The sequence below is a fragment of the Jatrophihabitans cynanchi genome (genome assembly GCF_027247405.1).
GTDB classification, from domain to species: Bacteria; Actinomycetota; Actinomycetes; order Mycobacteriales; family Jatrophihabitantaceae; genus Jatrophihabitans_B; species Jatrophihabitans_B cynanchi.
Window position 1 is genome coordinate 4,323,440 of sequence record NZ_CP097463.1, and the last position, 23,012, is coordinate 4,346,451.

The 23,012-nt window shown below is 70.9% G+C and carries 25 protein-coding genes, 1 tRNA gene and 1 riboswitch; of the genes, 24 read left to right on the top strand and 2 right to left on the bottom strand.

Annotated features, from left to right (window positions below):
- Positions 1–90 precede the first annotated feature (90 nt).
- The 21 genes from M6B22_RS21020 to M6B22_RS21120 all read left to right on the top strand — a co-directional run bounded on the left by M6B22_RS21020 (position 91) and on the right by M6B22_RS21120 (position 16,346).
- Entirely contained in the window at positions 91–1,830 is a 1,740-nt protein-coding gene (locus tag M6B22_RS21020; protein WP_407935761.1) for a CTP synthase, read from the top strand.
- Positions 1,827–2,435: an NUDIX domain-containing protein gene (locus M6B22_RS21025; RefSeq protein WP_269443524.1), complete on the top strand. Its 609-nt coding sequence runs from the start codon at positions 1,827–1,829 to the stop codon at positions 2,433–2,435. The genes M6B22_RS21020 and M6B22_RS21025 overlap by 4 nt, the downstream gene beginning before the upstream one ends.
- Positions 2,436–2,437: 2 nt before the next feature.
- A complete protein-coding gene (gene xerD / locus M6B22_RS21030) occupies positions 2,438–3,382 on the top strand; it encodes a site-specific tyrosine recombinase XerD (RefSeq protein ID WP_269443525.1) in 945 nt (314 codons plus the stop codon).
- 133 nt (positions 3,383–3,515) lie between these two features.
- Positions 3,516–4,412, top strand: a complete 897-nt coding sequence (locus M6B22_RS21035) for a ParA family protein (RefSeq protein WP_331459756.1) — start codon at positions 3,516–3,518, stop codon at positions 4,410–4,412.
- Between the two features lie 46 nt (positions 4,413–4,458).
- A complete protein-coding gene (locus M6B22_RS21040) occupies positions 4,459–4,983 on the top strand; it encodes a hypothetical protein (RefSeq protein ID WP_269443526.1) in 525 nt (174 codons plus the stop codon).
- Between the two features lie 13 nt (positions 4,984–4,996).
- On the top strand, positions 4,997–5,899 hold the full coding sequence (locus tag M6B22_RS21045; RefSeq protein ID WP_269443527.1) for a segregation and condensation protein A: 903 nt from the start codon (positions 4,997–4,999) through the stop codon (positions 5,897–5,899).
- The gene (gene scpB / locus M6B22_RS21050) at positions 5,896–6,654 is read left to right on the top strand and encodes an SMC-Scp complex subunit ScpB (RefSeq protein WP_269443528.1); all 759 of its coding nucleotides are present in this window, start codon (positions 5,896–5,898) and stop codon (positions 6,652–6,654) included. Before M6B22_RS21045 ends, scpB begins: the two co-directional genes overlap by 4 nt.
- The gene (locus M6B22_RS21055; RefSeq protein ID WP_269443529.1) at positions 6,641–7,426 is read left to right on the top strand and encodes a pseudouridine synthase; all 786 of its coding nucleotides are present in this window, start codon (positions 6,641–6,643) and stop codon (positions 7,424–7,426) included. The genes scpB and M6B22_RS21055 overlap by 14 nt, the downstream gene beginning before the upstream one ends.
- A gap of 317 nt (positions 7,427–7,743) precedes the next feature.
- A complete protein-coding gene (gene aroH / locus M6B22_RS21060) occupies positions 7,744–8,106 on the top strand; it encodes a chorismate mutase (RefSeq protein ID WP_269443530.1) in 363 nt (120 codons plus the stop codon).
- 321 nt (positions 8,107–8,427) lie between these two features.
- On the top strand, positions 8,428–9,105 hold the full coding sequence (gene cmk / locus M6B22_RS21065) for a (d)CMP kinase (RefSeq protein ID WP_407935762.1): 678 nt from the start codon (positions 8,428–8,430) through the stop codon (positions 9,103–9,105).
- Positions 9,102–10,454: a ribosome biogenesis GTPase Der gene (gene der, locus M6B22_RS21070; RefSeq protein ID WP_269443532.1), complete on the top strand. Its 1,353-nt coding sequence runs from the start codon at positions 9,102–9,104 to the stop codon at positions 10,452–10,454. The genes cmk and der overlap by 4 nt, the downstream gene beginning before the upstream one ends.
- Before the next feature lie 42 nt (positions 10,455–10,496).
- Positions 10,497–10,570, top strand: a tRNA-Pro gene (locus M6B22_RS21075).
- Positions 10,571–10,643: 73 nt separating this feature from the next.
- On the top strand, positions 10,644–11,237 hold the full coding sequence (locus M6B22_RS21080; protein ID WP_269443533.1) for a CDP-alcohol phosphatidyltransferase family protein: 594 nt from the start codon (positions 10,644–10,646) through the stop codon (positions 11,235–11,237).
- Positions 11,237–12,106: a DUF881 domain-containing protein gene (locus M6B22_RS21085; protein ID WP_269443534.1), complete on the top strand. Its 870-nt coding sequence runs from the start codon at positions 11,237–11,239 to the stop codon at positions 12,104–12,106. The genes M6B22_RS21080 and M6B22_RS21085 overlap by 1 nt, the downstream gene beginning before the upstream one ends.
- A complete protein-coding gene (locus tag M6B22_RS21090) occupies positions 12,103–12,435 on the top strand; it encodes a small basic family protein (RefSeq protein WP_269443535.1) in 333 nt (110 codons plus the stop codon). The genes M6B22_RS21085 and M6B22_RS21090 overlap by 4 nt, the downstream gene beginning before the upstream one ends.
- A gap of 2 nt (positions 12,436–12,437) precedes the next feature.
- The gene (locus tag M6B22_RS21095) at positions 12,438–13,181 is read left to right on the top strand and encodes a DUF881 domain-containing protein (protein ID WP_269443536.1); all 744 of its coding nucleotides are present in this window, start codon (positions 12,438–12,440) and stop codon (positions 13,179–13,181) included.
- A gap of 61 nt (positions 13,182–13,242) precedes the next feature.
- Positions 13,243–13,629, top strand: coding sequence for a glycine cleavage system protein GcvH (gcvH, locus tag M6B22_RS21100; protein ID WP_269443537.1), 387 nt, complete (start codon positions 13,243–13,245; stop codon positions 13,627–13,629).
- Between the two features lie 139 nt (positions 13,630–13,768).
- The gene (gene odhI, locus M6B22_RS21105; protein WP_407935567.1) at positions 13,769–14,281 is read left to right on the top strand and encodes an oxoglutarate dehydrogenase inhibitor Odhl; all 513 of its coding nucleotides are present in this window, start codon (positions 13,769–13,771) and stop codon (positions 14,279–14,281) included.
- Complete coding sequence (ftsR, locus tag M6B22_RS21110) at positions 14,278–15,048, top strand: transcriptional regulator FtsR (RefSeq protein ID WP_269443539.1); 771 nt, start codon at positions 14,278–14,280, stop codon at positions 15,046–15,048. Before odhI ends, ftsR begins: the two co-directional genes overlap by 4 nt.
- Positions 15,049–15,131: 83 nt before the next feature.
- Complete coding sequence (locus tag M6B22_RS21115; protein ID WP_269443540.1) at positions 15,132–15,602, top strand: bifunctional nuclease family protein; 471 nt, start codon at positions 15,132–15,134, stop codon at positions 15,600–15,602.
- 225 nt (positions 15,603–15,827) lie between these two features.
- Positions 15,828–16,346, top strand: a complete 519-nt coding sequence (locus tag M6B22_RS21120) for a MerR family transcriptional regulator (protein WP_269445851.1) — start codon at positions 15,828–15,830, stop codon at positions 16,344–16,346.
- Here the strand turns inward: M6B22_RS21120 and galE are convergent.
- Positions 16,343–17,371, bottom strand: coding sequence for a UDP-glucose 4-epimerase GalE (gene galE / locus M6B22_RS21125; protein ID WP_407935568.1), 1,029 nt, complete (start codon positions 17,369–17,371; stop codon positions 16,343–16,345). The two genes, M6B22_RS21120 and galE, sit on opposite strands and share 4 nt — an antisense overlap.
- A 128-nt stretch (positions 17,372–17,499) precedes the next feature.
- A riboswitch (glycine riboswitch) is annotated at positions 17,500–17,596 on the top strand.
- A 98-nt stretch (positions 17,597–17,694) separates the two neighbouring features.
- Here galE and gcvP point away from each other — a divergent pair.
- A complete protein-coding gene (gene gcvP, locus M6B22_RS21130) occupies positions 17,695–20,625 on the top strand; it encodes an aminomethyl-transferring glycine dehydrogenase (RefSeq protein ID WP_269443542.1) in 2,931 nt (976 codons plus the stop codon).
- A 29-nt stretch (positions 20,626–20,654) separates the two neighbouring features.
- Positions 20,655–21,062, top strand: coding sequence for a Fur family transcriptional regulator (locus M6B22_RS21135; protein ID WP_269443543.1), 408 nt, complete (start codon positions 20,655–20,657; stop codon positions 21,060–21,062).
- 19 nt (positions 21,063–21,081) lie between these two features.
- On the opposite strand, the gene M6B22_RS21140 is transcribed toward M6B22_RS21135, so the two are convergent.
- Positions 21,082–21,519 (bottom strand): type II toxin-antitoxin system RatA family toxin, encoded by a 438-nt coding sequence (locus M6B22_RS21140; protein ID WP_269443544.1) that lies wholly within the window; start codon positions 21,517–21,519, stop codon positions 21,082–21,084.
- A gap of 155 nt (positions 21,520–21,674) precedes the next feature.
- Between M6B22_RS21140 and M6B22_RS21145 the strand changes: the two genes are divergently transcribed.
- Positions 21,675–22,919 (top strand): cytochrome P450, encoded by a 1,245-nt coding sequence (locus M6B22_RS21145; RefSeq protein WP_269443545.1) that lies wholly within the window; start codon positions 21,675–21,677, stop codon positions 22,917–22,919.
- The last annotated feature ends 93 nt before the right edge of the window (positions 22,920–23,012 follow it).

Here is a 23,012-nt window from a genome sequence, read left to right on the forward strand (position 1 = left end):
CGCCGCAGTCCATGCGGCGTGGCGCGCTGTCGATTCGGGCAACCGGCCGAACGCGTGTTAGCGTGGACTTCCGTGGATCGCACGCCTGAGATGACCAAGCACCTGTTCGTCACCGGGGGCGTCGCCTCCTCGCTCGGCAAGGGCCTGACGGCCTCCAGCCTCGGTTCCCTGCTCAAGGCACGTGGCCTTCGCGTGACCATGCAGAAGCTCGATCCCTACCTCAACGTGGATCCGGGCACCATGAACCCGTTCCAGCACGGCGAGGTCTTCGTGACCGAGGACGGCACTGAGACCGATCTGGACGTCGGGCACTACGAACGCTTCCTGGACACCGACCTGGCCGGATCGGCGAACGTGACCACCGGCCAGGTGTACGCCTCGGTGATCGCGAAGGAGCGGCGCGGCGAGTACCTCGGCGACACCGTCCAGGTGATCCCGCACATCACCAACGAGATCAAGGCGCGCATCCGGGCAATGGCCGCTCCGGACGCCTCCGGTAGATCGCCGCACGTCGTGATCACCGAGATCGGCGGCACGGTCGGTGACATCGAATCGCTGCCCTTTCTCGAGGCGGCCCGCCAGGTGCGTCACGACGTGGGCCGGGAGAACTGCTTCTTCTTGCACGTCTCGCTCGTGCCCTACCTCGCGCCGTCCGGCGAGCTGAAGACCAAACCGACCCAGCACTCGGTCGCCGCCCTGCGCAGCATCGGTATCACGCCCGACGCGATCGTGTGCCGCAGCGACCGGGAACTGCCGGACAACGTCAAACGCAAGATCTCGCTGATGTGCGATGTGGACGCCGAGGCTGTCGTCGCGGCCGTCGATGCGCCGAGCATCTACGAGATCCCGAAGGTGTTGCACGCCGAAGGCCTGGACGCGTACGTGGTGCGGCGGCTGGACCTGCCGTTCCGTGACGTGGACTGGACGGTGTGGGGTGATCTGCTCGAGCGTGTGCACCATCCCAAGGCGGAGGTGACCGTCGCGCTGGTCGGCAAGTACATCGACCTGCCGGATGCGTACCTGTCGGTGTCCGAGGCGCTGCGGGCCGGGGCTTTCGCGCACCGCGCGCGGGTGAGCATCAGGTGGGTGCCCTCGGACAGTTGCCAGACCCCGGCCGGCGCCGCTGCCGCGCTCGCCGGCGTGGACGGAGTCGTGATCCCGGGCGGGTTCGGCATCCGTGGCATCGAGGGCAAGGTGGGTGCGCTCACCTATACCCGCGAACGCGGCATCCCGACGCTCGGGCTGTGCCTCGGCCTGCAGTGCATGGTGATCGAGGCGGCCCGCAACCTGGCCGGCATCGCCGAGGCGAACTCGGCCGAGTTCGAGCCGGACACTCCCGAGCCGGTGATCGCCACCATGTCCGACCAGGTGGCGATGGTGACCGGCGAGGCCGACCTGGGCGGCACCATGCGGCTCGGGGCGTACCCCGCCAGCCTGGCCCCGGGGTCGGTCGTTGCGCGCGCCTACGGCGGCACGTCGGTCTCCGAACGGCACCGGCACCGGTACGAGGTGAACAACGCCTACCGCGAGCGGCTCACCGCGGCCGGCCTGGTGATCTCCGGGACCTCGCCGGACGGGAACCTGGTCGAGTTCGTCGAGTTGCCCGCGCAGGTGCACCCGTTCTACGCCGCGACCCAGGCCCACCCCGAGCTGAAGTCCCGTCCGACCCGGGCTCATCCGCTGTTCCGCGCGTTGATCGATGCCGCCCTGGACTACAACGCCGCCGAGCGACTCCCGGTCGAGATCGCGGAGGACGCCGCGCCGGCCGGCGGCGACGATGACCCCCGCAGCGCGGTCGGGGCGCCGGTAGCGACGGCAGCCAGGACGTGAGCCAGGACTACCAGGTCGTCTCGACCGAGACGGCCTATCGCGGTGCGGTGGTCTCACTGCGCCTGGACCAGGTGCGGATGAGCGACGGATCGCTCGCCGAGCGCGAGGTGGTCGAGCATCCCGGTTCGGTCGGGGTCCTCGCGCTCGACGACGCGGACAACGTCGTGCTCGTCAACCAGTACCGCCACCCGGTGCGTGCCCGATTGGACGAGCTCCCGGCCGGCCTGTTGGACGTCGCGGGCGAGTCCGCGTTGGCCGGTGCGCGCCGCGAACTGGCCGAGGAGGCCGGGCTGAGCGCCGCGACGTGGCACGTGCTGCTCGACCTGCACGTCTCACCGGGCATCTCGACGGAGGCGATCCGCATCTACCTGGCTCGCGACCTGCAGCCGGCGCCCCCGGACGGCGATTTCGCCGCCGAACACGAAGAGCTGACGCTGACCGTGCGGCGGGTGCCGCTGGCCGAGGCGGTGCAGTCCGTACTGTCCGGCGCGATCACGAACGCGGCGGCTGTGGCCGGACTGCTAGCGGCCGACCGGGCCCGGTCGGACGGCTGGGCCCGGTTGCGCCCGTCCGACGCACCGTGGCCTGCCCGGCCGGAGGGCTGATCATGGCGGCCTCGGTGGCGCACCGCAGCGCGCCGGAGTCGGTGGCGCGCAGCTATCTCGATCATCTGGCCGTCGAGCGGGGCGCGGCCGCGAACACGCTGGCCTCGTACCGGCGCGATCTGCGCCGGTACGTCGAGTACCTGCAGCAGCATGCGGTCGCCTCGATCGCCGAGGTGGATGCCGCGGTGCTCGGCGGCTTCCTGGCCCACCTGCGTTCCGGCGACGACACGCACCCTCCGCTGTCGGCGACCTCGTCCGCCCGTGCTGTCGTCGCGGTGCGCGGGCTGCACCGGTTCGCGCTGCGCGACGGTCTGGTGGTCGTCGACGTCTCCAGGGAGGTCAAACCGCCGACACCGCCGCGGCGGCTCCCCAAGGCGATCAGCGCCGACGACGTGGAGCGACTGCTGGACGCGGCCGGCTATGCGCGCACCCCGCTGGCGATCCGCGATCGCGCATTGCTGGAGACCCTGTACGCGACCGGGGCCCGTATCTCCGAGGCGGTCGGGCTGGCCGTCGACGACCTGGATCTCGCCGAGCGGACCGTGCTGCTGGCGGGTAAGGGTGGCAAGCAGAGGCGGGTGCCACTCGGCTCGTTCGCCGCACGCGCGTTGGAGGCCTACCTGGTGCAGGTGCGGCCCGGGCTCGTGGTGCTCGGCGCCGGCACCGCGCAGCTGTTCCTGAACGCGCGCGGGGGCCCGCTGTCGCGGCAATCGGCCTGGCTCGTGCTGCGCGCGGCCGCCGAACGCGCCGGGCTGGCCAGCGGGATCTCGCCGCACACGCTGCGGCACTCGTTCGCCACCCACCTGATGGACGGCGGTGCCGACGTGCGGGTGGTGCAGGAACTGCTCGGGCACTCGTCGGTGACGACCACGCAGATCTACACGCTGGTCACCGTCGACCGGCTGCGCGAGGTGTATTCGACCGCCCATCCGCGCGCCCGCGGCTGAGGCCGGCCGCCGCCGCGCGCGGCGTGCAGCGGACGCGCCGAAGGGCCGTCGTCACGCCTGCCGCGCTGGGGTAGCCTCGCCCCGGGACGGCCGCTCTCGACCACTCGGCAGAAGGGCAAAGAGCTTCATGACTATGTCGACAAGTCACGATGGCGAGCCAGAGTCCGGTGCCCTGTTCGCCGTCGAACGGACCCGGTCGGCCGACCCCGCGGTCACTCGCAAGAAGCGCACCGTGCCCGAACCCACCCCGATCGATCGGCACGGCCCGGCCCGCATCATCGCGCTGTGCAACCAGAAGGGCGGCGTCGGCAAGACCACCTCGACCATCAACCTCGGTGCTGCACTGGCCGAGCTCGGCCGTCGGGTGCTGCTCGTCGACTTCGACCCGCAGGGCGCGCTGTCCGTCGGGCTCGGTGTGCAACCGCACCAGTTGGACCGCACCGCGTACAACCTGCTGATGGAGCGCGGCGTCGGTGTCGACGACGTGCTGCTCAAGACCAGTGTCCCGGGAATGGACCTGCTGCCCAGCAACATCGACCTGTCCGCCGCCGAGGTTCAACTGGTCGGCGAAGTCGCCCGGGAACAGACGCTGCAGCGGGCGCTCGCACCGGTCGTCGAGGATTACGACTTCATCCTGATCGACTGCCAACCCTCGCTCGGCCTGCTCACGGTCAACGCACTGACCGCGGCGCACGGGGTGATCATTCCGCTCGAGTGCGAGTTCTTCAGCCTGCGCGGCGTGGCGCTGCTGATCGACACCGTCGACAAGGTGCGCGAGCGGCTCAACCCGCAGCTGCGGTTGGACGGCATCCTGGCAACCATGTACGACGGGCGAACCCTGCACGGGCGCGAGGTGTTCTCCCGGGTCGTCGAGGCGTTCGGCGATGACGTCTTCGACACCGTCATCTCCCGCACGGTGCGCTTCCCGGAGACCACGGTCGCCGGCGAACCCATCACCACCTGGGCATCGAGCTCGAGCGGCGCGAGCGCGTACCGCCACCTCGCCCGTGAGGTGCTGGCGCGCTCATGACCAAGCCCGACCACCGACCGCGCCCGACAAACCGGGGGACCCTGAGATGACCCGCAGAGCCAGCCTGCCCGGCGCGGCCGAGCTGTTCCGAACCACGACCGCGTCCACGCTGTCCGAGCCGGACCCCGAGCCGGCGCCCGCGCCGCACCCAGGGGTCGGCGCGGTGCCGGCCGTGCCGCTGCACGAGCGCGCCCCGCACGACGCGGTCCCGCTGCATGACGCCGTCCCGGTGCGCGACGTCGTGCCGTTGCGTGATGCCACCGCGCGGCGCGACGCCGACGAGCCGACGCCGGCCGGCGGCCGAACGCGTTCGGTGCGCACGACGCGGCGGGTGCGCCGCGATGCGGACCGCAACCCCTCCGGCCGCGAACGGCACGAGGAGAAGATCACCGTCTACTGCTCGCCGGAGGAGCTGCTCGACCTGGAGACCGCCCGGCTGCACCTGCGGGCCGAGCACGGCCTGGCGATCGACCGCGGCCGGATCGTCCGCGAGGCGGTCGCGGTGATCCTGGCCGATCTGGAGGCGAAGGGCGAATCCTCGATCCTGGTCCGGAGGCTGCGCGAGTCGTGACGGTGAACCGCCCATGAGCCTGTCGGCCGAGGACGCCGTCGAGATCGAGGAGCTGGCGACACTCCCGATGCCGGCCGACGGCGCGCCCCCGGAGTCGCCGGACGGTGCCTTTCGGGTGCGGCTGGAGAACTTCGAGGGGCCGTTCGACCTGCTGCTGAGCCTGATCAGCCGCCGCCAGCTGGACATCACCGAGGTCGCGCTCTCGCAGGTCACCGACGAGTTCATCGCGCACCTGTCCTCGTCGGCGGACTGGGACCTGGGTCAGGCGACGGAGTTCCTGGTGGTGGCCGCCACCTTGCTCGACCTCAAGACCGCACGGCTGCTGCCCGCGGGAGATGTGGAGGACGAGGAGGACCTGGCGCTGCTCGAGGCACGTGATCTGTTGTTCGCCCGGCTGCTGCAGTACCGCGCCTACAAACTTGCGGCCGCGTACTTCGGCGAGCTCGAGCGCAACCAGGCGCGCCGGCACGGCCGCGCGGTCGAGCTGGAGCCGCAGTTCGCGGCGCTGCTGCCCGAGGTGTTCCTCGCGGTGAGCCCGGAGCGGTTCGCGCAGTTGGCGGCCGCGGCGATGCGTCCGCGCCCGGTTCCGGTCGTGGCGATCGACCATGTGCATGCGCCCAAGGTCAGCGTGCGCGAGCAGATGGCCATCTTGCGCGAGCGGTTGCGGCGCTCCGGAGCCGCCACGTTCCGGGTGCTCGTCGGCGACTGCACGTCGACGCTGGAGGTCGTCGGCCGGTTCCTCGGGCTGCTCGAGCTGTACCGCGACGGGTCGGTCGCCTTCGATCAGGCCGCCGCGCTGGCAGAGTTGCGGGTGCGCTGGACCGGGCCGGCCGACGACCCGGACGAGTCCGCCGCCGACTACCGTGCGGACGACGGAGCCGACCCGGCCGTCACCGTCGATGAGGAGTATTCGTGAGCCCGACCGAACCCGACGAGCCCGTCCTCGGGCCGACGGGCCAGCCGCCGGCCGAGGACGACGCCGTCGCGGCTGCCGACCACGCCGAGCCGGGTGCCGAGGGAGAAGCCGACCCCGACGCCGAGGAGCGCGCCGAGGAGCGCGACGAGGAGCGCGACGACCCGGTCGGCGCCCCGGTCGACGTGTCGGCCGATCCGCTGCCGGCCCTCGCCGATCCGGCCGAGCTCGCCGCAGCGGTCGAGGCGGTCCTGTTCGTCGTGGAGGCACCGGTCACGGTCGCGGCGCTGGCCGCCGGCCTGGCTCAGCCGACGGCGGCCGTGGAGGCGGCGCTGGCTGCGCTCCGGCAGTCCTACGACGAGCGCCGGGCAGGCATCGAGGTTCGCGAGGTGGCCGGGGGAGTGCGGGTGTTCACCCGGCCGGGCTACGCGCCGCAGGTCGAACGCTTCCTGCAGGAGGGCCAGCGCAGCAGGCTGACCCAAGCCGCGCTCGAGACGCTCGCGGTGATCGCATACCGGCAACCGGTCACCCGCTCCCGGGTATCGGCCATCCGCGGGGTGAACGTCGACGGGGTCGTCCGCACCCTGACGTCCCGCGGGTTGATCGTCGAGGTGGGGGCCGACCCGCAGACCGGCGGCGGCCTGTTCCGCACGACGGAGCTGTTCCTGGAGAAGATGGGCCTGCAGTCGCTGGCGGAGTTGCCGTCTCTTGCTCCACTGCTCCCTGATCTGGACGGCCTGGAGTATGACGAACTCTAAAGGCGAGGATGAGACTGACTCTGGCGCAAGCGCTGGCGGAGAGCGAGGAGTCCGCCTGCAGAAGGTGCTCGCCGCCGCCGGGATCGGTTCCCGCCGAGCCTGCGAGGAGCTGATCGCAGCGGGCCGGGTGCGGGTGGACGGCGCACCAGTCCTGCACATGGGGCTACGGGTCGACCCGCTGACAGCCGTGATCGAGGTCGACGGCGATCGGATCAACGTGCGTGGCGACCTGGTGTACCTGGCGCTGAACAAGCCGCGTGGCGTGCTCAGCGCGATGTCCGATGACCGCGGCAGGCGAACGGTCGCCGACCTGGTGGCTGACCGGCCGGAGCGGCTGTTCCATGTCGGGCGGCTGGATGCCGACACCGAGGGTCTGCTGTTGCTGACCAACGATGGCGAGTTGGCGCACCGGCTGATGCACCCGGGCTTCGGGGTGTCCAAGACCTACCTGGCTACTGTGCCGGCGCCGGTGCCCAAATCGCTCGCGCGCCGACTGCGCGCGGGCATCGAGCTCGAGGACGGGCCGGTCCGGGTCGACGCGTTCCGGCTGGTACAGGAACAGGGCACGCGGGCGATCGTGGAGGTCGTGCTGCACGAGGGTCGCAACCACATCGTGCGGCGCCTGCTGGCCGAGGTCGGGCACCCGGTCGAGCGGCTGGTGCGCACCGCGATCGGGCCGGTGCAACTCGGCGGGCAGCGAGCCGGCACGACGCGTGAGCTCACCCGCGTGGAGCTGGCCGCCTTGCATCGATTGGTCGACAAAGTTACCTAGCGCGCTATGGCTGAGCCGATGAGTGGATTGATCGCAACAGCGAGTTCCGTCCGCGCTCCGTCCAGGCCGCCGCGCGGGATCAGCGCACATACCCCGATGAGCGCAGGTGCTGATTCATCTACAGCCGCACAAACAAACATCACGTTTCCTGGACTGAACGATGTATTACTTTGCCGACTTGCGATGATTCGACGCAGCGCGGAGCCGGTACGCAGCGCGGAGCCGGTACGTCGAGCCGGGATCCCGGGCGGGCGAACGCAACGCCGAGCGGCAATGACAGACTCCTTCAACAGAGGATCGGCGTGCGGAGGGCTGACGTGGCGGTGCGAGCGGTGCGAGGCGCGATCCAGGTCGACGCGGACGAGCGTGACCAGATCCTGGCCGGTGCCACCGAGTTGGTGAGCGAGGTGCTACGGCGCAACGAGATCGATCCGGCCGACCTGATCAGCATCGTGTTCACCGCCACGCCGGATCTGACGGCCGAGTTCCCGGCCTACGCAGCGCGGATGTTGGGCCTCGTTGACGTGCCGCTGCTATGCACCACCGAGATTGCGGTGCCCGGCGCGCTACCGAGAGTGCTGCGGCTGCTCGCGCATGTCGAGTCGGCCAAGGAGCGCAGTGAGATCCGGCACGTATACCTGCGTGGTGCCGCCGCCCTCCGGACCGACCTGCCCCAATAGGCGCGAGTGAGGCACGCCGGGCGCGGATCGGGACTCGCGGGAATCGCCGGCGCATCAGGACCGTCTGCCGACCTCTCGCGCCTGCGGTGTCGGCGAACGTCCCGCTCTCGTGACGACATCGAGACACGCACCTCGGCCGACGGCTCCTCGCCTGGACGGGCTGAGCCCTGGCTGTCCGTATCCTGACTGGTGGCGCGGACGCGCCGACGTCGCCGGGGGGCGCCCGGGCCGGTGAGGTCCGGACGATGGGGCACGTGTGGGCGAGCTTGCGAGCTCAGCTGAGGAGAGTCAGTGAGTGAGGCCGAACCGAATCCCGTTGCCCTGCCCGACGGCGCATTCACCGGGGTGGTGGCGATGGACGGCCCGTCCGGTACTGGCAAGTCGACGGTCGCGCGCAGACTCGCCGGGCAGCTGGGGGCGCGTTACCTGGACACCGGTGCCATGTACCGCGCGGCCACGCTTGCGGTGTTGCGCGCCGGGATCGACCCGCAGGACACGCTCGCGGTCGTCGAGACCGTCGAGAGGGCCGACATCGCGATCTCGACCGATCCGCGCTCGCCCGGCGTCACCCTGGACGGAGCCGACGTCTCCGGGCCGATCCGATCCTCGGAGGTGACCGCGGCGGTCTCGGCCGTGTCCGCTGTCCCGGCGGTGCGGGTACGCCTGGTGGACCTGCAGCGCGAGCTGATCGGCGACGGCGGCGTGGTGGTGGAGGGGCGTGACATCGGGTCGGTCGTCTGGCCCGGGGCGCGGCCCAAGATCTATCTGACGGCGAGCGCCGAAACCAGGGCCAGGAGGCGGGCCGGCGAACTCGGCGCGGCGAGCGACCTCGCGACGGTGGCGGCCGACATAGCCCGCCGGGACCGGCTGGACAGCTCGCGCGCCGCCAGCCCGTTGGCGCGCGCCGAGGACGCGGTCGAGATCGACACGACCTATCTCGATATCGACCAGGTCGTTCAGCGTCTTGTCGACATAACGATGAACGGTGCGCGGCGATGACCGAAGAGCAGCACCCGGCCGAGGTGCCGACCATCCCGGTCGTCGCCGTCGTCGGCCGGCCCAACGTCGGTAAGTCGACGCTGGTCAACCGGATCCTGGGCCGGCGTGAGGCGGTCGTGCAGGACGTCCCCGGGGTAACCCGGGATCGGGTCGCGTACGACGCGGTCTGGTCCGGACGCCGTTTCACTCTGGTCGACACCGGCGGCTGGGAGCCGGACGCCCGGGGGCTGCAGGCGATGGTGTCGGCCCAGGCCGAGCGGGCGGTCGTCACCGCCGACCTGGTGCTCTTCGTGATCGACGGGCGCACCGGCGCCACCGAGACCGATCTGTCCGTCGCCCGGACCCTGCGCCGATCCGGCCGCCCGGTGATCCTGGCAGTCACCAAGGTGGACGACGAGCGAGGGGAGCCCGACACCGCCGAACTGTGGTCCCTCGGGCTCGGTGAGCCGTACCCGGTGAGTGGGCTGCACGGGCGTGGCAGCGGTGACCTGCTGGACGCCGTCCTCGCCGCGCTGCCTGAGGCACCACCCGACCGTGACGCCGAGTCCGGTCCGCGGCGCGTGGCGTTGATCGGGCGTCCGAACGTCGGCAAGTCGAGCCTGCTCAACCGGCTCACCGGCGAGCAGCGCTCGGTCGTGGACGCGGTCGCCGGAACCACGATCGACCCCGTCGACAGCCTCGTCGAACTCGGCGGTGAGGTGTGGCGCTTCGTCGACACGGCCGGCCTGCGCCGCCGGGTCCGGCAGGCCAGCGGCATGGAGTACTACGCGAGCCTGCGCACCGCTGCGGCGATCGAGGCGGCCGAGGTGGCTGTCGTGCTGCTCGATGCCTCGCAGCCACTGAGTGAGCAGGACCAGCGGGTCATCGCCGAGGTGGTTGACGCCGGCCGCGCACTGGTGATCGCATTCAACAAGTGGGACCTGCTGGACGAGGACCGGCACGACCAACTCGAGCGCGAGATCTCCCGCGAACTGGCACGCGTCGCATGGGCGCCGCGGATCAACGTCTCGGCGAAGACGGGCCGCGCCGTGGAGAAGCTGGCCGCGCAGCTGCGCACCAGCCTGCAGTCCTGGGACCGCCGGATCCCGACCGGACGGCTGAACACCTGGCTGACCGAGGTGGTCGGCCAGACGCCGCCACCGGCGCGTGGCGGCAAGGCGCCGCGCGTGCTGTTCGCGACCCAGGCCGACACCCGGCCGCCGCGGTTCGTGCTGTTCACCACCGGATTCCTCGAGTCCGGCTATCGCCGGTTCATCGAGCGACGGCTGCGTGAGGATTTCCAGTTCACCGGCACACCCATCGAGATCTCCGTACGCGTGCGCGAGAAGCGCGGCGCTGCAAGCAGGTGAGCTCGTCAGCTGCGCTAAGGTTGGCGCGTTGTTCGTAACGACCGGGACGTGGCGCAGCTTGGTAGCGCACTTGACTGGGGGTCAAGGGGTCGCAGGTTCAAATCCTGTCGTCCCGACAGGTCGCACGGCTCGGTACAGGTCGCGTCGGCGACGGTCGGCCGGAGGCAGCCGAACTCAGGCGGAGGCATCGTGACGGCAGGCTCCGGGGCCGGCGCGGTGCGCGATCGGGACCGCATCTGGACGGTCCCCAACGTGCTCAGCGTGCTGCGCCTGCTGGGCGTGCCGCTGTTCCTCTGGCTGCTGCTCGGCCCGCACGCCGACGGCTGGGCGCTGCTCGTGCTGGCAGTGTCCGGGTTCACCGACTGGGCCGACGGCGTCCTGGCCCGCAGGCTCGACCAGCAGAGCGAGCTCGGCGCGCTGCTCGACCCGCTCGCGGACCGGCTGTACATCCTGGCCACCCTGATCGGCCTGGTGCTGCGGCACATCATCCCGTGGTGGCTGGCCGCGCTGATCATCGGCCGCGACGCGGTCCTGGCGGTCGCGCTGGCCGTCCTCAAGCGGCACGGCTGGGGACCGCCTGACGTGCACTACCTGGGCAAGGCGGCCACGTTCTGCCTGCTGTACGCCTTTCCGCTGCTACTGCTCGGCGTGCGGCCGGGAACCCTCGGTGACGTGGCGCAGCCGATCGCCTGGGCGTTCACGCTCTGGGGAACCGGGCTGTATCTGTGGGCCGGAGCGGTGTACTTGCGTCAGATCGTCCAGCTGGTCAGGCAGGATCGCTGATGGCGCGCGACGATCGGCACACCGGCGCCCGGACGACGGCGCAACTGGTCGACCTGGTGCTCAATCCGCGCGACCTCGGCTACGAGCAGGCCGCCGCAAGGCGCGGGCCGGACGCCGCACCGCGCTGGTACGACAGGCCGGCCGTCGCGTTGGGGTGCCTGGTCATCGGCTTCGTTCTCGTCGTCGCGTACGTGCACACGCACCGTGGCGCACCGGACGCGGCCAAGGTGCACCAGAGCCTCGTCGAGCGCGTTCATGCGGCCGAGCGCCAGGATGCCTCGCTGGCGGCCAGCGCGCAGCGGCTCAACGGCCAGCTCAACGCGGCGCGTGGCAGCGCGCTGCCCACGTCCGGCGCGTTGCAGGGACAGCTCGCCCGCAGCCAGCAGATCGCCGGGCAGACCGCGGTCACCGGCCCGGGTCTCAAGGTCACCCTTGCCGAACCGCCCGCGCCGACGCCGACCGCCGACCCCGGGCGCGTCGGCACGGTCCCGATCACCGCCACCAATATCCTCAGCGACCGTGATGTGCGCAGCGTCGTCAACGAGCTGTGGGCCGACGGCGCCGAGGCGATCAGTGTGAACAACGTGCGGCTCACGCCGACGTCGGCCATCCGCTTCGCCGGCCAGGCGGTGCTGATCGACTTCCAGCCGATCACCTCGCCGTACACGGTGCGGGCGATAGGCGAGCCCGATGACCTGGCGACCTCGTTCGCAGCAAGCGAGGTGGCCAGCCGGTACCAGACGCTGGCCGGCGCGCAGGGCATCGGCTTCGGGTTCAGCGAGTCCAGGTCGCTGTCGTTGCCGGCGAACGCCGGTGAGCGGCCGAGCTTCGCCGTACCGCTCACCCCGACGCCGCGGAGCACCCGGTGATCGCCGCGATCGCCCTGGCGATCGGCGTGCTGGTCGGCCTGATCCTGCGGCCCACCGTGCCGACCTGGCTCGAGCCCTACCTGCCGATCGCGGTGGTGGCCGCACTGGATGCCGTGTTCGGCGGTATCCGGGCCCGCCTGGACGGCATCTTCGACGCGAAGGTGTTCGTGGTGTCGTTCGTGTCGAACGTCGTCGTGGCAGCACTGATCGTGTTCCTCGGCGACAAGCTGGGGGTCGGCGGCCAGCTGTCCACCGCGGTGGTCGTGGTTCTCGGTATCCGCATCTTCAGTAACGCCGCGGCGATCCGTCGGCACGTGTTCCGGGCCTGAGCATGAGCGACGATCACCTTACGCAGCCCGGGGCGCCCGCCGACCGCCCGCCACGTGCCCGGCGCGCCGTGCGGCTGCGTGCCGGCGCCTTGATCGGTGTCCTGACCGCGCTGCTCGGCTTCGCCATCGCCGTCCAGGTGCGGGCGAACTCGAGCTCGGACAGCCTGGCCGGCCTGCGCGAGGACGACCTGATCGGCATCCTGGACAACCAGAACGCCCGTGCCGATCGGCTGCGCCAGCAGATCGCCGAGCTGCAACGATCCCTGCGGCAGTTGCAGGACAGCGGCGACCGGTCGGCCGCGGCGCGCGAGCAGGCACAGCAGGAGGCCGACGCCCTGGGCGTGCTGCTCGGCACCCTGCCCGCGACCGGGCCCGGGGTGCTCGTGCGGATCAGCGACCCGGACCGCAAGCTGCGCGCCGAGGATCTGCTCGACGTGGTCGAGGAGTTGCGCGGCGCCGGTGCCGAGGCCATCTCGTTCGGACCGGTGCGGGTGAGCACCGGAACCGCGTTCACCGACGACGCCGGGTCGGTCGCGGTCGACGGCACGCTGCTGAGCGCTCCGTACGAGGTGCTCGCGATCGGGGACGCGAAGACTCTCGACACCGCGCTGAACATCCCCGGTGGCGCGGCGGCGACGCTGCGCGCGGCGGGCGGGGACCTGCAGGTGAGCGAACGCGTCCGGGTGGACATCACCGCCACGCGCGCGCTGCCGACACCCAAATACGCGGTCCCGTCCGGTCACTAGCCGCCGAGGGCTGGGTAGGGTCGCATCGACGCGTCACCACCCACGACGAGGAAGGCACGCCATGCCCGAGGTTCCCGACGATCTGTTGTACACGGCCGAGCACGAATGGGTGCGCGTGAGCGAGGGCAGTGCCGCCGTGCGCGTCGGCATCACCGACTACGCGCAGTCGGCGCTCGGTGACGTGGTGTACGTCTCGCTGCCCGATGTCGGCGCGCAGGTGGGCGCGGGTGCGGCGTTCGGAGAGGTGGAGTCCACCAAGAGCGTCTCGGATCTCTACGCGCCGTTGGCCGGTGTCGTCACCGCCCGCAACGAGCAGTTGCAGCAGACCCCGGAGCTGATCAACTCGGACCCGTACGGTGCCGGGTGGATCGTCGAGCTCGAGCCGTCCGACGCGGCCGACCTCGACGCACTGCTCGACCCGGGTGCGTACGGCACTCTGTCCGGTTGAGCGTGGGTAACCTCGATCTCGACCTTCGATTGACCCTCCGAACTCGCCGGGCCTAGGCTCGGCGAACCGATCGCAACGATGAGAACCTGGAGCGATATCTCCGGTTTCCCCCACCACCCGAGCGAAGGGCGCGAACGCAGTGTTCTGCACCGCATGTGGCACTGAAAACCCCCCCGGCAGCCACTTCTGCGCGAGCTGCGGCGCCGCGCTCCCCGCCACCGTCTCCGGGGCCGACGTGACCAGCACGATCGGTACGACCGGGGCGGTCCCGGACCTCGACACCGAGTTCTCGACCGAGGCGCACCAGGGTGCCGTCGACGCGTTGACCCCTGGGTCGGCGCTGCTCGTGGTCAAGCGGGGCCCCAACGCAGGCAGCCGATTCCTGCTCGATCAGGAGGTCACCACGGCGGGTCGCCACCCGGACAGCGACATCTTCCTCGACGATGTGACCGTGTCGCGCCGTCACGCCGAGTTCCGCCGCGAAGGCAGTGGCTACGCGGTGCACGACGTCGGCTCGCTCAACGGGACGTACGTGAACCGCGAACGCATCGAGGCCACGCCACTGTCGGGAGGTGACGAGGTGCAGATCGGTAAGTTCCGCCTGGTGTACCTGACCGCCGCCGTCCGGGCCGGCGCAGGCGCCGGCGCATGACGTCCGTCGGCGCCGCCTCGCGAGCCCACGGGGGACGGTCCGCGGCCACGTTGACCATCGGAGATGTCCTGACCCAGCTCAAGGGCGAGTTCGGCGACCTCACGATCAGCAAGATCCGGTTCCTGGAGGATCAAGGTCTGGTACACCCCGAGCGGACGCCGTCCGGGTACCGGAAGTACACGACGGGTGACGTCGCGCGGCTCAAATACGTCTTGTCGCAGCAGAAGTACCACTACCTGCCGCTGAAGGTGATCAAGGATCAGCTGGACGCGATCGACCGCGGGCTGGTGCCACCGGGTGGCGCGGCCGCAAGCCCGCGGGCTGCGCATGTCGCGATCGCCAGCATCGAGGACAACGCTCCTACCGCCGAGCACTTCCGGCCGGCGCAGGCGGCGATGCGGCTCACCCGCGAGGAGTTGCTGAACGCGGCCGGGCTGCGTGCGGCGCAGCTGAGCGAGCTCGAGCAGTTCGGGCTGATCGCCGCGCGGCCGGGCGGCCACTACGACGACGACGCGCTGGCCGTCGGCAAGATCGTCGCCGAACTGGCCCACTTCGGTCTCGAGGGGCGGCACCTGCGGGCGTTCCGCACCGCGGCCGAGCGCGAGGTCGGGCTGTTCTCGCAGGTCGTCGGACCGCTGTCGCGGCACAAGAGCAGCGAGGCGCGTGCCAAGGCGGAGGAGACCGTCCGCGAGCTCGCCGCGCTGTCCGTCCGGTTGCACGCGGCCCTCGTCCAGATCGGGCTGCGTGAGGTCGTCGGCGGCAGCTGACCGGCCCGCTCGCGCCGACCGCCTATCGCCACATGGGCGTGTAGCGTCGAAGGCGAGCGCTGTCGAGCAGGAGAGGTCAGGTCGTGCATCCGCTACGCGTCGTCGGGGTCCGCGTCGAGCTGCCCGCGAACCAACCGGTCGTTCTGCTTCGCGAAGAGGACGGGGTCCGCTATCTGCCGATCTGGATCGGCGCGGTGGAGGCGTCGGCGATCGCCTTCCAACAGCAGGGCGTGCACACCGCCCGCCCGCTCACCCACGACCTGATGCGGGACATGATCAAGGCACTCGGCGTGCGCCTGGAAGCCGTGCACATCACCGAGATGCGCGAGGACATCTACTACGCCGAGCTTCGCTTCAGCGGTGGGATCGCGGTCAGCGCGCGGCCCTCGGACGCGATCGCGCTGGCGCTGCGCTGCGAGGTCGAGATCCTCGGTTCGGACGCCGTCCTGGACGTTGCCGGGATCGAGATCCCGGACGAGCAGGAGGACGAGGTGGAGCGGTTCCGCGAGTTCCTGGACAACATCTCGCCGGAGGATTTCGCCGCCGGCGGCTGAGCGGAGCGCGCGAACTCGCGGGCCGACATCGTTCAAGCTTTAGTTGAGGGTTACAGTTGCCCGGCGCGTCGCGTTGACCGGCCCACCGCCGCGGCTCTACCGTCGAGGAGCCGCGAATCACCAGCGTGGCATTCTCGTTCCAGCGCACGCGTGCGCAGCAGCAGGAGGTGGGCAGTGGACGAGGTCCAGCAGCCGGAGCAGGGCACCCTGTTCGCCGACCCGGGAATGCCGACCGGGGACGAGCTGATCGGGTACCGCGGCCCCACCGCGTGCGCCGCCGCGGGCATCACCTACCGGCAGCTGGACTACTGGGCCCGCACCGAACTGGTCGCGCCGACCGTGCGCTCGGCGTCCGGATCCGGGACGCAGCGGCTCTACTCGTTCAAGGACATCCTGGTTCTCAAGGTCGTCAAGCGGCTGCTGGACACCGGCGTCTCGCTGCAGAACATCCGCGTGGCCGTCGAGGCGTTGCGCCAGCGCGGCGTCGACGACCTGGCCGGGATCACGCTGCTCTCGGACGGCTCGTCGGTGTACGAGTGCACCTCGTCCGAGGAAGTCGTCGACCTGCTGCGCGGGGGACAGGGCGTGTTCGGGATCGCGGTCAGCGGTGCGCTGCGCGAACTGCGCGGCTCGCTCGCGCACCTGCAGGGCGAACGCGCGGACGCGGTCGCCGAGCCGGTGGCCGGCCAGTCCGCCGGCGACGAGCTCGCCGCGCGCCGGCAGCGGCGCACCGCATCGGCCTAGGCTCCCTTCGCCGCGCCGGCGCCACCGCGCCGCGCGCCGTTGAGCACAGCGTCGCGGACCCGCCGCCACGACAGCGTGTCGCGGATCCCGTCGCTCACGCTCAGCTGGGCGTGCCAGTGCAGCAACCGGTCGGCTCGATCGACGCGCGCATAGGCTCCGGCGACGTCGCCTGGCCGGCGTGGTCCCTCGCGTACCGGCAGCGGTTCGCCGGTCACCGCCTCGAAGGCGCGTATCAGTTCGCGCACCGTGGTACCCGCCCCGGTCCCGATGTTGACGGCCACGAACCCGTTCCGGCTCGGCACGTCGTCGAAGCGCTCCAGTGCCCGCACGTGCGCACGCGCCACGTCCCAGACATGGACGTAGTCGCGCAGCCCGGTGCCGTCGCGCGTGGGCCAGTCGGTCCCGGCGATGATGAACGGGCCGGCACCGCGCTGCGCCGCGAGCAGGCGCCCGAGCACGGCGCCGGGCTCGCGCGCCTGCTGGCCGGTGCGCAGCTTCGGGTCGGCGCCGATCGGGTTGAAGTAGCGCAGCGCGATCGCGCGCAGCACGCCCGCCGCCGCGGCGTCGGCCAGCACCTGCTCCACCATCACCTTGCTGCGCGCGTAAGGGCTGGCCGGCGCGAGCGGGGACGACTCGCTCACCGCGGGACCGGCGGCCGGTCCGTAGACGGCGGCCGAGGAACTGACCAGGACCCGGCGGCAGCCGTGCCGGGCCACCTGCTCGACCAGCTCGACCGTCTTGGCGACATTGCTGTGGTAGTACTCCAGCGGGTGCGCGACCGACTCCGGGACCACCGCCTGTGCCGCGCAGTGGACCACGGCGGCGATGTCCGGGTGCGCGGCGAAGACCTCTGCGAGCACGGCACCGTCGGCCACGTCCCCGGCGAAGAACTGGCGACCGGAGGTGAACGCGTGGACGCCCGCCGACAGGTCGTCCAGGATGATCGGCGTATGTCCGGCGTCCAGACAGGCTGACGCGACCGAGGCACCGATATACCCGGCGCCTCCCGTGACCAACACCTTCACTCGTGGCCTCGATTCGAACTCGCCGACCTCGCCCGTGTCCAGTACTACCCGCTGGACGGCCAGGCGGATCAGCGCGCGCCGCGAGCACGCCTGGCGCCGGCCGGACTGATACCGTCGACGCTGGCCGTCCATCCCGCGCGGGAGAGTCCGGCTGCCCGTCCGGGCAGCGGCGCCGAAGGGGCAACCTCCCCGGAACCTCTCAGGCAAACGGACCGCGTGGGCAGGCCGCTCTGAAGGGCGATCCCGACAGACGGGGAGACCGGTACCGCTGGTTCCGGTCCTCGTCCGGTCGTCCGTCCAGAAGTCCTGCGGGAGCAACGCACATGAGCCGAGCCAGCACCAGCCAGAACCGCCTCGCCGACCTGGAACAGGCCGGCCCGTTCAGCGCGCGCCACATCGGCACGCTCGATCCGGCGGACCGGCGCCGCATGCTCGACCTGGTCGGCTATGCCTCGATGGACGACCTGCTGGCCGACGCGGTGCCCGCCGCGATCCGCGAGAAGTTGGCGCTTGCCCTGCCACGGGCGGCGAGCGAGGCGGAGGCTGCGGCTGAACTGCGGGCGCTCGCGGCGCGCAACACCGTCGTGACCTCGATGATCGGCCTGGGCTACTACGACACGATCACCCCGGCGGTCATCCGGCGCTGCGTGCTGGAGAACCCGGCCTGGTACACCGCGTACACGCCGTACCAGCCCGAGATCAGCCAGGGACGGCTGGAGGCACTGCTCAACTTCCAGACGGTGATCGAGGATCTCACCGGGCTGGCCGTCGCCGGCGCGTCGGTCCTGGACGAGGGGACCGCCGCCGCCGAGGCGATGACGCTCGCGCACCGGGCCGTGCGGCGCGGCGACACCTTCCTCGTCGATGCCGACGTGCTGCCGCAGACCCTGGACGTGCTGCGCACCCGAGCCACCCCGCTGGGCCTTCAGGTCGTGGTCCACGACCTGTCGCAGCCGCTGCCGGACGGTGCGGGCGAGGTCTTCGGCGTGCTCGCGCAGTACCCCGGTGCATCCGGCGCGGTGCGCGACCTGGCGCCGCTCGTCGCGGCGGCGCACGAGCGGGGGGCGCTCGTGGTGGTGGCCGCGGACCTGCTCGCGCTGACCCTGCTGCGCTCGCCGGGCGAGTTCGGCGCGGACATCGCCGTCGGCACGACCCAGCGGTTCGGTGTGCCGCTCGGCTTCGGCGGCCCGCACGCCGGCTACCTGGCGACGCGCTCGGGCCTGGAGCGGCAGCTGCCCGGCCGGCTGGTCGGCGTCTCGGTCGACGCCGACGGCGCTCCGGCCTACCGGCTCGCGCTGCAGACCAGGGAGCAGCACATCCGCCGCGAAAAGGCGACGTCGAACATCTGCACCGCCCAGGTGCTGCTGGCGGTCATGGCGTCCATGTACGCCGTCTACCACGGCCCGGACGGCCTGCGCGCGATCGCCAGCCGGGTGCGCCGGTTCACGACGATCCTGGCCGCCGGGCTGCGCGAGAGCGGGGTCGAGGTGGCCGACGGGCCGGTGTTCGACACGCTCACCGCGAGGGTGCCCGGCGGTGCCGCGGCCGCCGTCGCCGCCGCGCGCGCGGCCGGGGTCAACCTGCGGCTGGTGGACGCGGACACGGTGGGGATCTCCTGCGACGAGGTGACCCGGCGCGAACACCTGGTCACCGTCTGGGCGGCGTTCGGCGCCTCGCTCGGGCTGCCGGATGTCGAGCGGCTCGATGCCGAGGTGCCGTTGCCGGCCGCGTTGACCCGCCAGAGCGAGTACCTGCAGCACCCGGTGTTCTCGGCGCATCACTCCGAGACCGCGATGCTGCGCTACCTGCGGACGCTCGCGGATCGTGACTACGCGCTGGACCGCGGCATGATCCCGCTCGGCTCGTGCACCATGAAGCTCAACGCGGCGACCGAGATGGAACCGGTCACCAACCCGGGGTTCGCGAACATCCACCCGTTCGCACCGGCCGACCAGTTCGCCGGCTACACCCAGCTGTTCACCGACCTGCAGCACTGGCTGGCCGAGATCACCGGCTACGACGCGATCTCGCTGCAGCCCAACGCCGGCTCACAGGGCGAGTTCGCCGGGCTGCTGGCGATCGGCAACTATCACCGTGCGCGCGGCGACGCGCACCGTGACGTGTGCCTGATCCCGGCGTCCGCACACGGCACCAACGCCGCATCCGCGGTCATGGCCGGGATGCGGGTGGTCGTGGTGAGAACCAGTGAGGGTCCCGCCGCCGGTGAGGGCGCAGCCGGCGGGGGAGGGCAGGGCGAGATCGACCTGGACGACCTGCGTGCCAAGATCGCAGCCAACGCCGACTCGCTGGCCGCGGTGATGGTCACCTACCCGTCGACGCACGGCGTGTTCGAAGAGCACATCGGCGAAGTGTGCGCGCTGGTGCACGAGGCCGGCGGGCAGGTCTACGTCGACGGGGCGAACCTGAACGCGATGGTCGGCCTGGCCCGTCCCGGCAAGTTCGGCGCCGACGTCTCGCACCTGAACCTGCACAAGACGTTCTGCATCCCGCACGGCGGCGGCGGCCCCGGCGTCGGGCCGATCGGGGTGCGCGCGCACCTGATGCCGTACCTGCCGAACCACCCACTCCAGCCCGCGGCCGGTCCCGCCACCGGATCCGGGGCGATCGCCGCGGCGCCGTGGGGGTCGGCGTCGATCCTGCCGATCACCTGGGCCTACATCCGGATGATGGGCGGCGACGGGCTGACCGAGGCGACCGGTGCGGCGATCCTGGCCGCGAACTACGTGGCCCGAAGGCTTGCCGGGCACTACCCGGTCCTCTACAGCGGCGCGCACGGTCTGGTCGCGCACGAGTGCATCCTGGACCTGCGCGAGATCACCAAGCGCACCGGCGTCACGGTCGACGACGTCGCCAAGCGGCTGATCGACTACGGGTTCCATGCACCCACGATGTCCTTCCCGGTGGCCGGCACGTTGATGGTCGAGCCGACCGAGTCCGAGGACCTGCGCGAACTGGACCGCTTCGCGGACGCGATGATCGCGATCGCGGGGGAGATCGAGCAGGTCGCGGCGGGGGACTGGCCGGCCGAGGACAACCCGCTGCGCAACGCGCCGCACACCGCGGCGTCGGTCACCGGCGAGTGGACGCACCCGTACCCCCGCGCGCTCGCGGCCTTCCCGGCCGGTGTCGACCCGAGGTCGAAGTACTGGCCGCCGGTACGCCGGATCGACGGCGCGTTCGGGGACCGGAACCTGGTGTGCGCCTGCCCGCCCGTCGAGGCGTTCGCCCACTAACTGGTAATCGTTACCGGTAAGCTGGGCCCATGGCGACGGCACGGCAGCGCAACACCCGCCAAGGCGGCGCGGTCAAGGACGCGCTCTGCGCGGCGCCCGGGTTCTGCAGCGCACAGGACGTCTACGCGCGGCTGCGCGGGCAGGGCGACGCGGTCGGTCTGTCGACCGTCTACCGGCACCTGCAGGCCCTGGTGGACGACGGTCTGGTCGACATGATCCACACGCCCGAGGGCGAGACCACCTACCGCTACTGCGGCGCGGCCGGTGGGCAGCGGCACCATCACCATCTGGTGTGCCGCGGCTGCGGGCGCACCGAGGAGATCGAGGGACGGGTCGTGGAGCGGTGGGCGGCCTCGGTCGCGGCCGAAGCCGGCTACACCGCGGTCGATCACACGGTCGAACTGTTCGGCCTGTGCGCCGACTGCGCACCGGCCTGACTCGCCGGCTCTCGACGCGCTAGCTCTCGACGCGCTTCTTCAGATCGCGCATCGAGTTCTTCAGCGACTGGTCGCGGATCAGCTTCTTCATCGGCCCGGGGACGAAGAACCCGGTCTCGGTCACGATGTCGATCGCGACCTCTGTGGCGCCGTCCTCCGTCGGGGTGAACTGGTACCGGCCGGTGCACTCCTTGAGGTCCCCGTCGACGTAGTCCCAGCCCATCGCGCCCTCGTCCAGCTGGTAGAAGTAGCGGACGGTGTAGCGGATCTTCTTGATCTTCGCGTCGACGTAGAACTCGACCACGCTGCCCCGGCCCTGCTCGTCGCGCTCCTTCACGGTGCACTCGAGCATGCCGGACTGCCACTCGGTGTAGCGCTCGAAGTCGGTCAGCGTGCTGACGATGTCCGCCTGCGAGGCCTGGACGACGTCCTTGTACACATCGGTGTCCGCACTCACTGCGTAGCCGCCTCTCGTTGCCGGGTCTCAAAAGTAGAACACGTTCCTATGAAGGCGCAACCGGATGGCTGTCAACGCTTCGCGTCATCGCCCGGGCTGTGCTTCAATGCAACTAGAACGTGTTACATATCCGGAGCAGGAGGCGCAGCATAACGATGGCCAGCGTTCCCAACCTTCCCGACGGCTTCGACGTGAACGACCCGAACCTGTACGTGCAGCGCATCCCGCTCGAGGAGTTCGCCGAGCTGCGCCGTACCGCGCCGATCTGGTGGCAGGCCCAGCCCAAGCACCGCGACGGGTTCGACGACGACGGACACTGGGTGGTCACCCGGCACGCCGACGTGAAGGAGGTCTCGCGCGACAGCGAGACGTACTCCTCGTACGAGAACACCGCCATCGTGCGCTTCTCGCCGGAGATCACCCGTGAACAGATCGAGATGCAGCGGGTGATCCTGCTCAACATGGATGCGCCGCAGCACACCCGGATGCGCGCGATCGTGTCCAAGGGCTTCACGCCGCGCGCGGTGAACGCGTTGCGTCCCGCGCTCGCCGAGCGGGCCCGGCAGATCGTCACCGACGCTGCGTTGTTGGGCGCCGGTGATTTCGTGCGGGACGTGGCGTGCGAACTGCCGCTACAGGCGATTGCCGAACTGCTCGGCGTGCCTCAGGAAGACCGCGGCAAGATCTTCCAGTGGTCGAACCAGATGATCAGCTATGACGATCCCGAGGTCGAGGGCGACGGTGAGCAGGCCTCCTTCGAACTGCTCAGCTACTTCATGCAGGTGGCCGAGGAGCGCAAGGAGTGCCCGCGCGAGGACATCGTCACCAAGCTGGTCACTGCCGATATCGACGGCAACGAACTGACATCGGACGAGTTCGGTTTCTTCACGCTCGTCCTGGCGGTCGCGGGCAACGAGACGACCCGCAACGCGATCACCCACGGGATCATGGCGTTCATGGCGCACCCCGAGCAGTGGGAGCTGTACAAGCGCGAACGGCCCGAGTCGGCGGCCGACGAGATCGTGCGCTGGGCGACGCCGGTCGTGTCCTTCCAGCGGACCGCGACGAAGGACACCGGGCTGGGCGGGCAGGCGATCAACAAGGGCGACCGGGTCGGCATGTACTACGCCGCCGCGAACTTCGACGAGGCGGTGTTCGAGAACCCGTACACCTTCGACATCATGCGCGACCCGAACCCGCACCTGGGCTTCGGCGGGACCGGCGCGCATTACTGCATCGGCGCGAACCTCGCGCGGATGGAGATCAACCTGATGTTCAACGCGATCGCCGACCATCTGCCCGACCTGCAACTGGCCGGCGAACCGGCCCGGCTCAAGTCGGCGTGGCTCAACGGCATCAAGGCGTTGCCGGCGCAGTACAAGTGCCCGGTGCCGCACTGAGCCGCACGCTCGGCTGAGCGGAACGGCTGCACCTGCCGGACCGCGGTGTGCCTCCCAACTCGCACCTGAGCGCCACGTTCTCGGCGACGCTGG

Excerpts from the sequence above, each read along its gene's own strand:
- M6B22_RS21135 (WP_269443543.1), top strand. The coding sequence starts at position 20,655 with ATGGCGACGGCACGGCAGCGCAACACCCGCCAAGGCGGCGCGGTCAAG.
- gcvH (WP_269443537.1), top strand. The coding sequence starts at position 13,243 with ATGCCCGAGGTTCCCGACGATCTGTTGTACACGGCCGAGCACGAATGG.
- M6B22_RS21020 (WP_407935761.1), top strand. The coding sequence starts at position 91 with ATGACCAAGCACCTGTTCGTCACCGGGGGCGTCGCCTCCTCGCTCGGC.
- ftsR (WP_269443539.1), top strand. The coding sequence starts at position 14,278 with ATGACGTCCGTCGGCGCCGCCTCGCGAGCCCACGGGGGACGGTCCGCG.
- M6B22_RS21095 (WP_269443536.1), top strand. The coding sequence starts at position 12,438 with ATGAGCGACGATCACCTTACGCAGCCCGGGGCGCCCGCCGACCGCCCG.
- M6B22_RS21145 (WP_269443545.1), top strand. The coding sequence starts at position 21,675 with ATGGCCAGCGTTCCCAACCTTCCCGACGGCTTCGACGTGAACGACCCG.
- M6B22_RS21055 (WP_269443529.1), top strand. The coding sequence starts at position 6,641 with ATGACGAACTCTAAAGGCGAGGATGAGACTGACTCTGGCGCAAGCGCT.
- der (WP_269443532.1), top strand. The coding sequence starts at position 9,102 with ATGACCGAAGAGCAGCACCCGGCCGAGGTGCCGACCATCCCGGTCGTC.
- M6B22_RS21035 (WP_331459756.1), top strand. The coding sequence starts at position 3,516 with ATGTCGACAAGTCACGATGGCGAGCCAGAGTCCGGTGCCCTGTTCGCC.
- M6B22_RS21045 (WP_269443527.1), top strand. The coding sequence starts at position 4,997 with ATGAGCCTGTCGGCCGAGGACGCCGTCGAGATCGAGGAGCTGGCGACA.
- M6B22_RS21120 (WP_269445851.1), top strand. The coding sequence starts at position 15,828 with ATGCCGACCGGGGACGAGCTGATCGGGTACCGCGGCCCCACCGCGTGC.
- xerD (WP_269443525.1), top strand. The coding sequence starts at position 2,438 with ATGGCGGCCTCGGTGGCGCACCGCAGCGCGCCGGAGTCGGTGGCGCGC.
- gcvP (WP_269443542.1), top strand. The coding sequence starts at position 17,695 with ATGAGCCGAGCCAGCACCAGCCAGAACCGCCTCGCCGACCTGGAACAG.
- M6B22_RS21040 (WP_269443526.1), top strand. The coding sequence starts at position 4,459 with ATGACCCGCAGAGCCAGCCTGCCCGGCGCGGCCGAGCTGTTCCGAACC.
- M6B22_RS21085 (WP_269443534.1), top strand. The coding sequence starts at position 11,237 with ATGGCGCGCGACGATCGGCACACCGGCGCCCGGACGACGGCGCAACTG.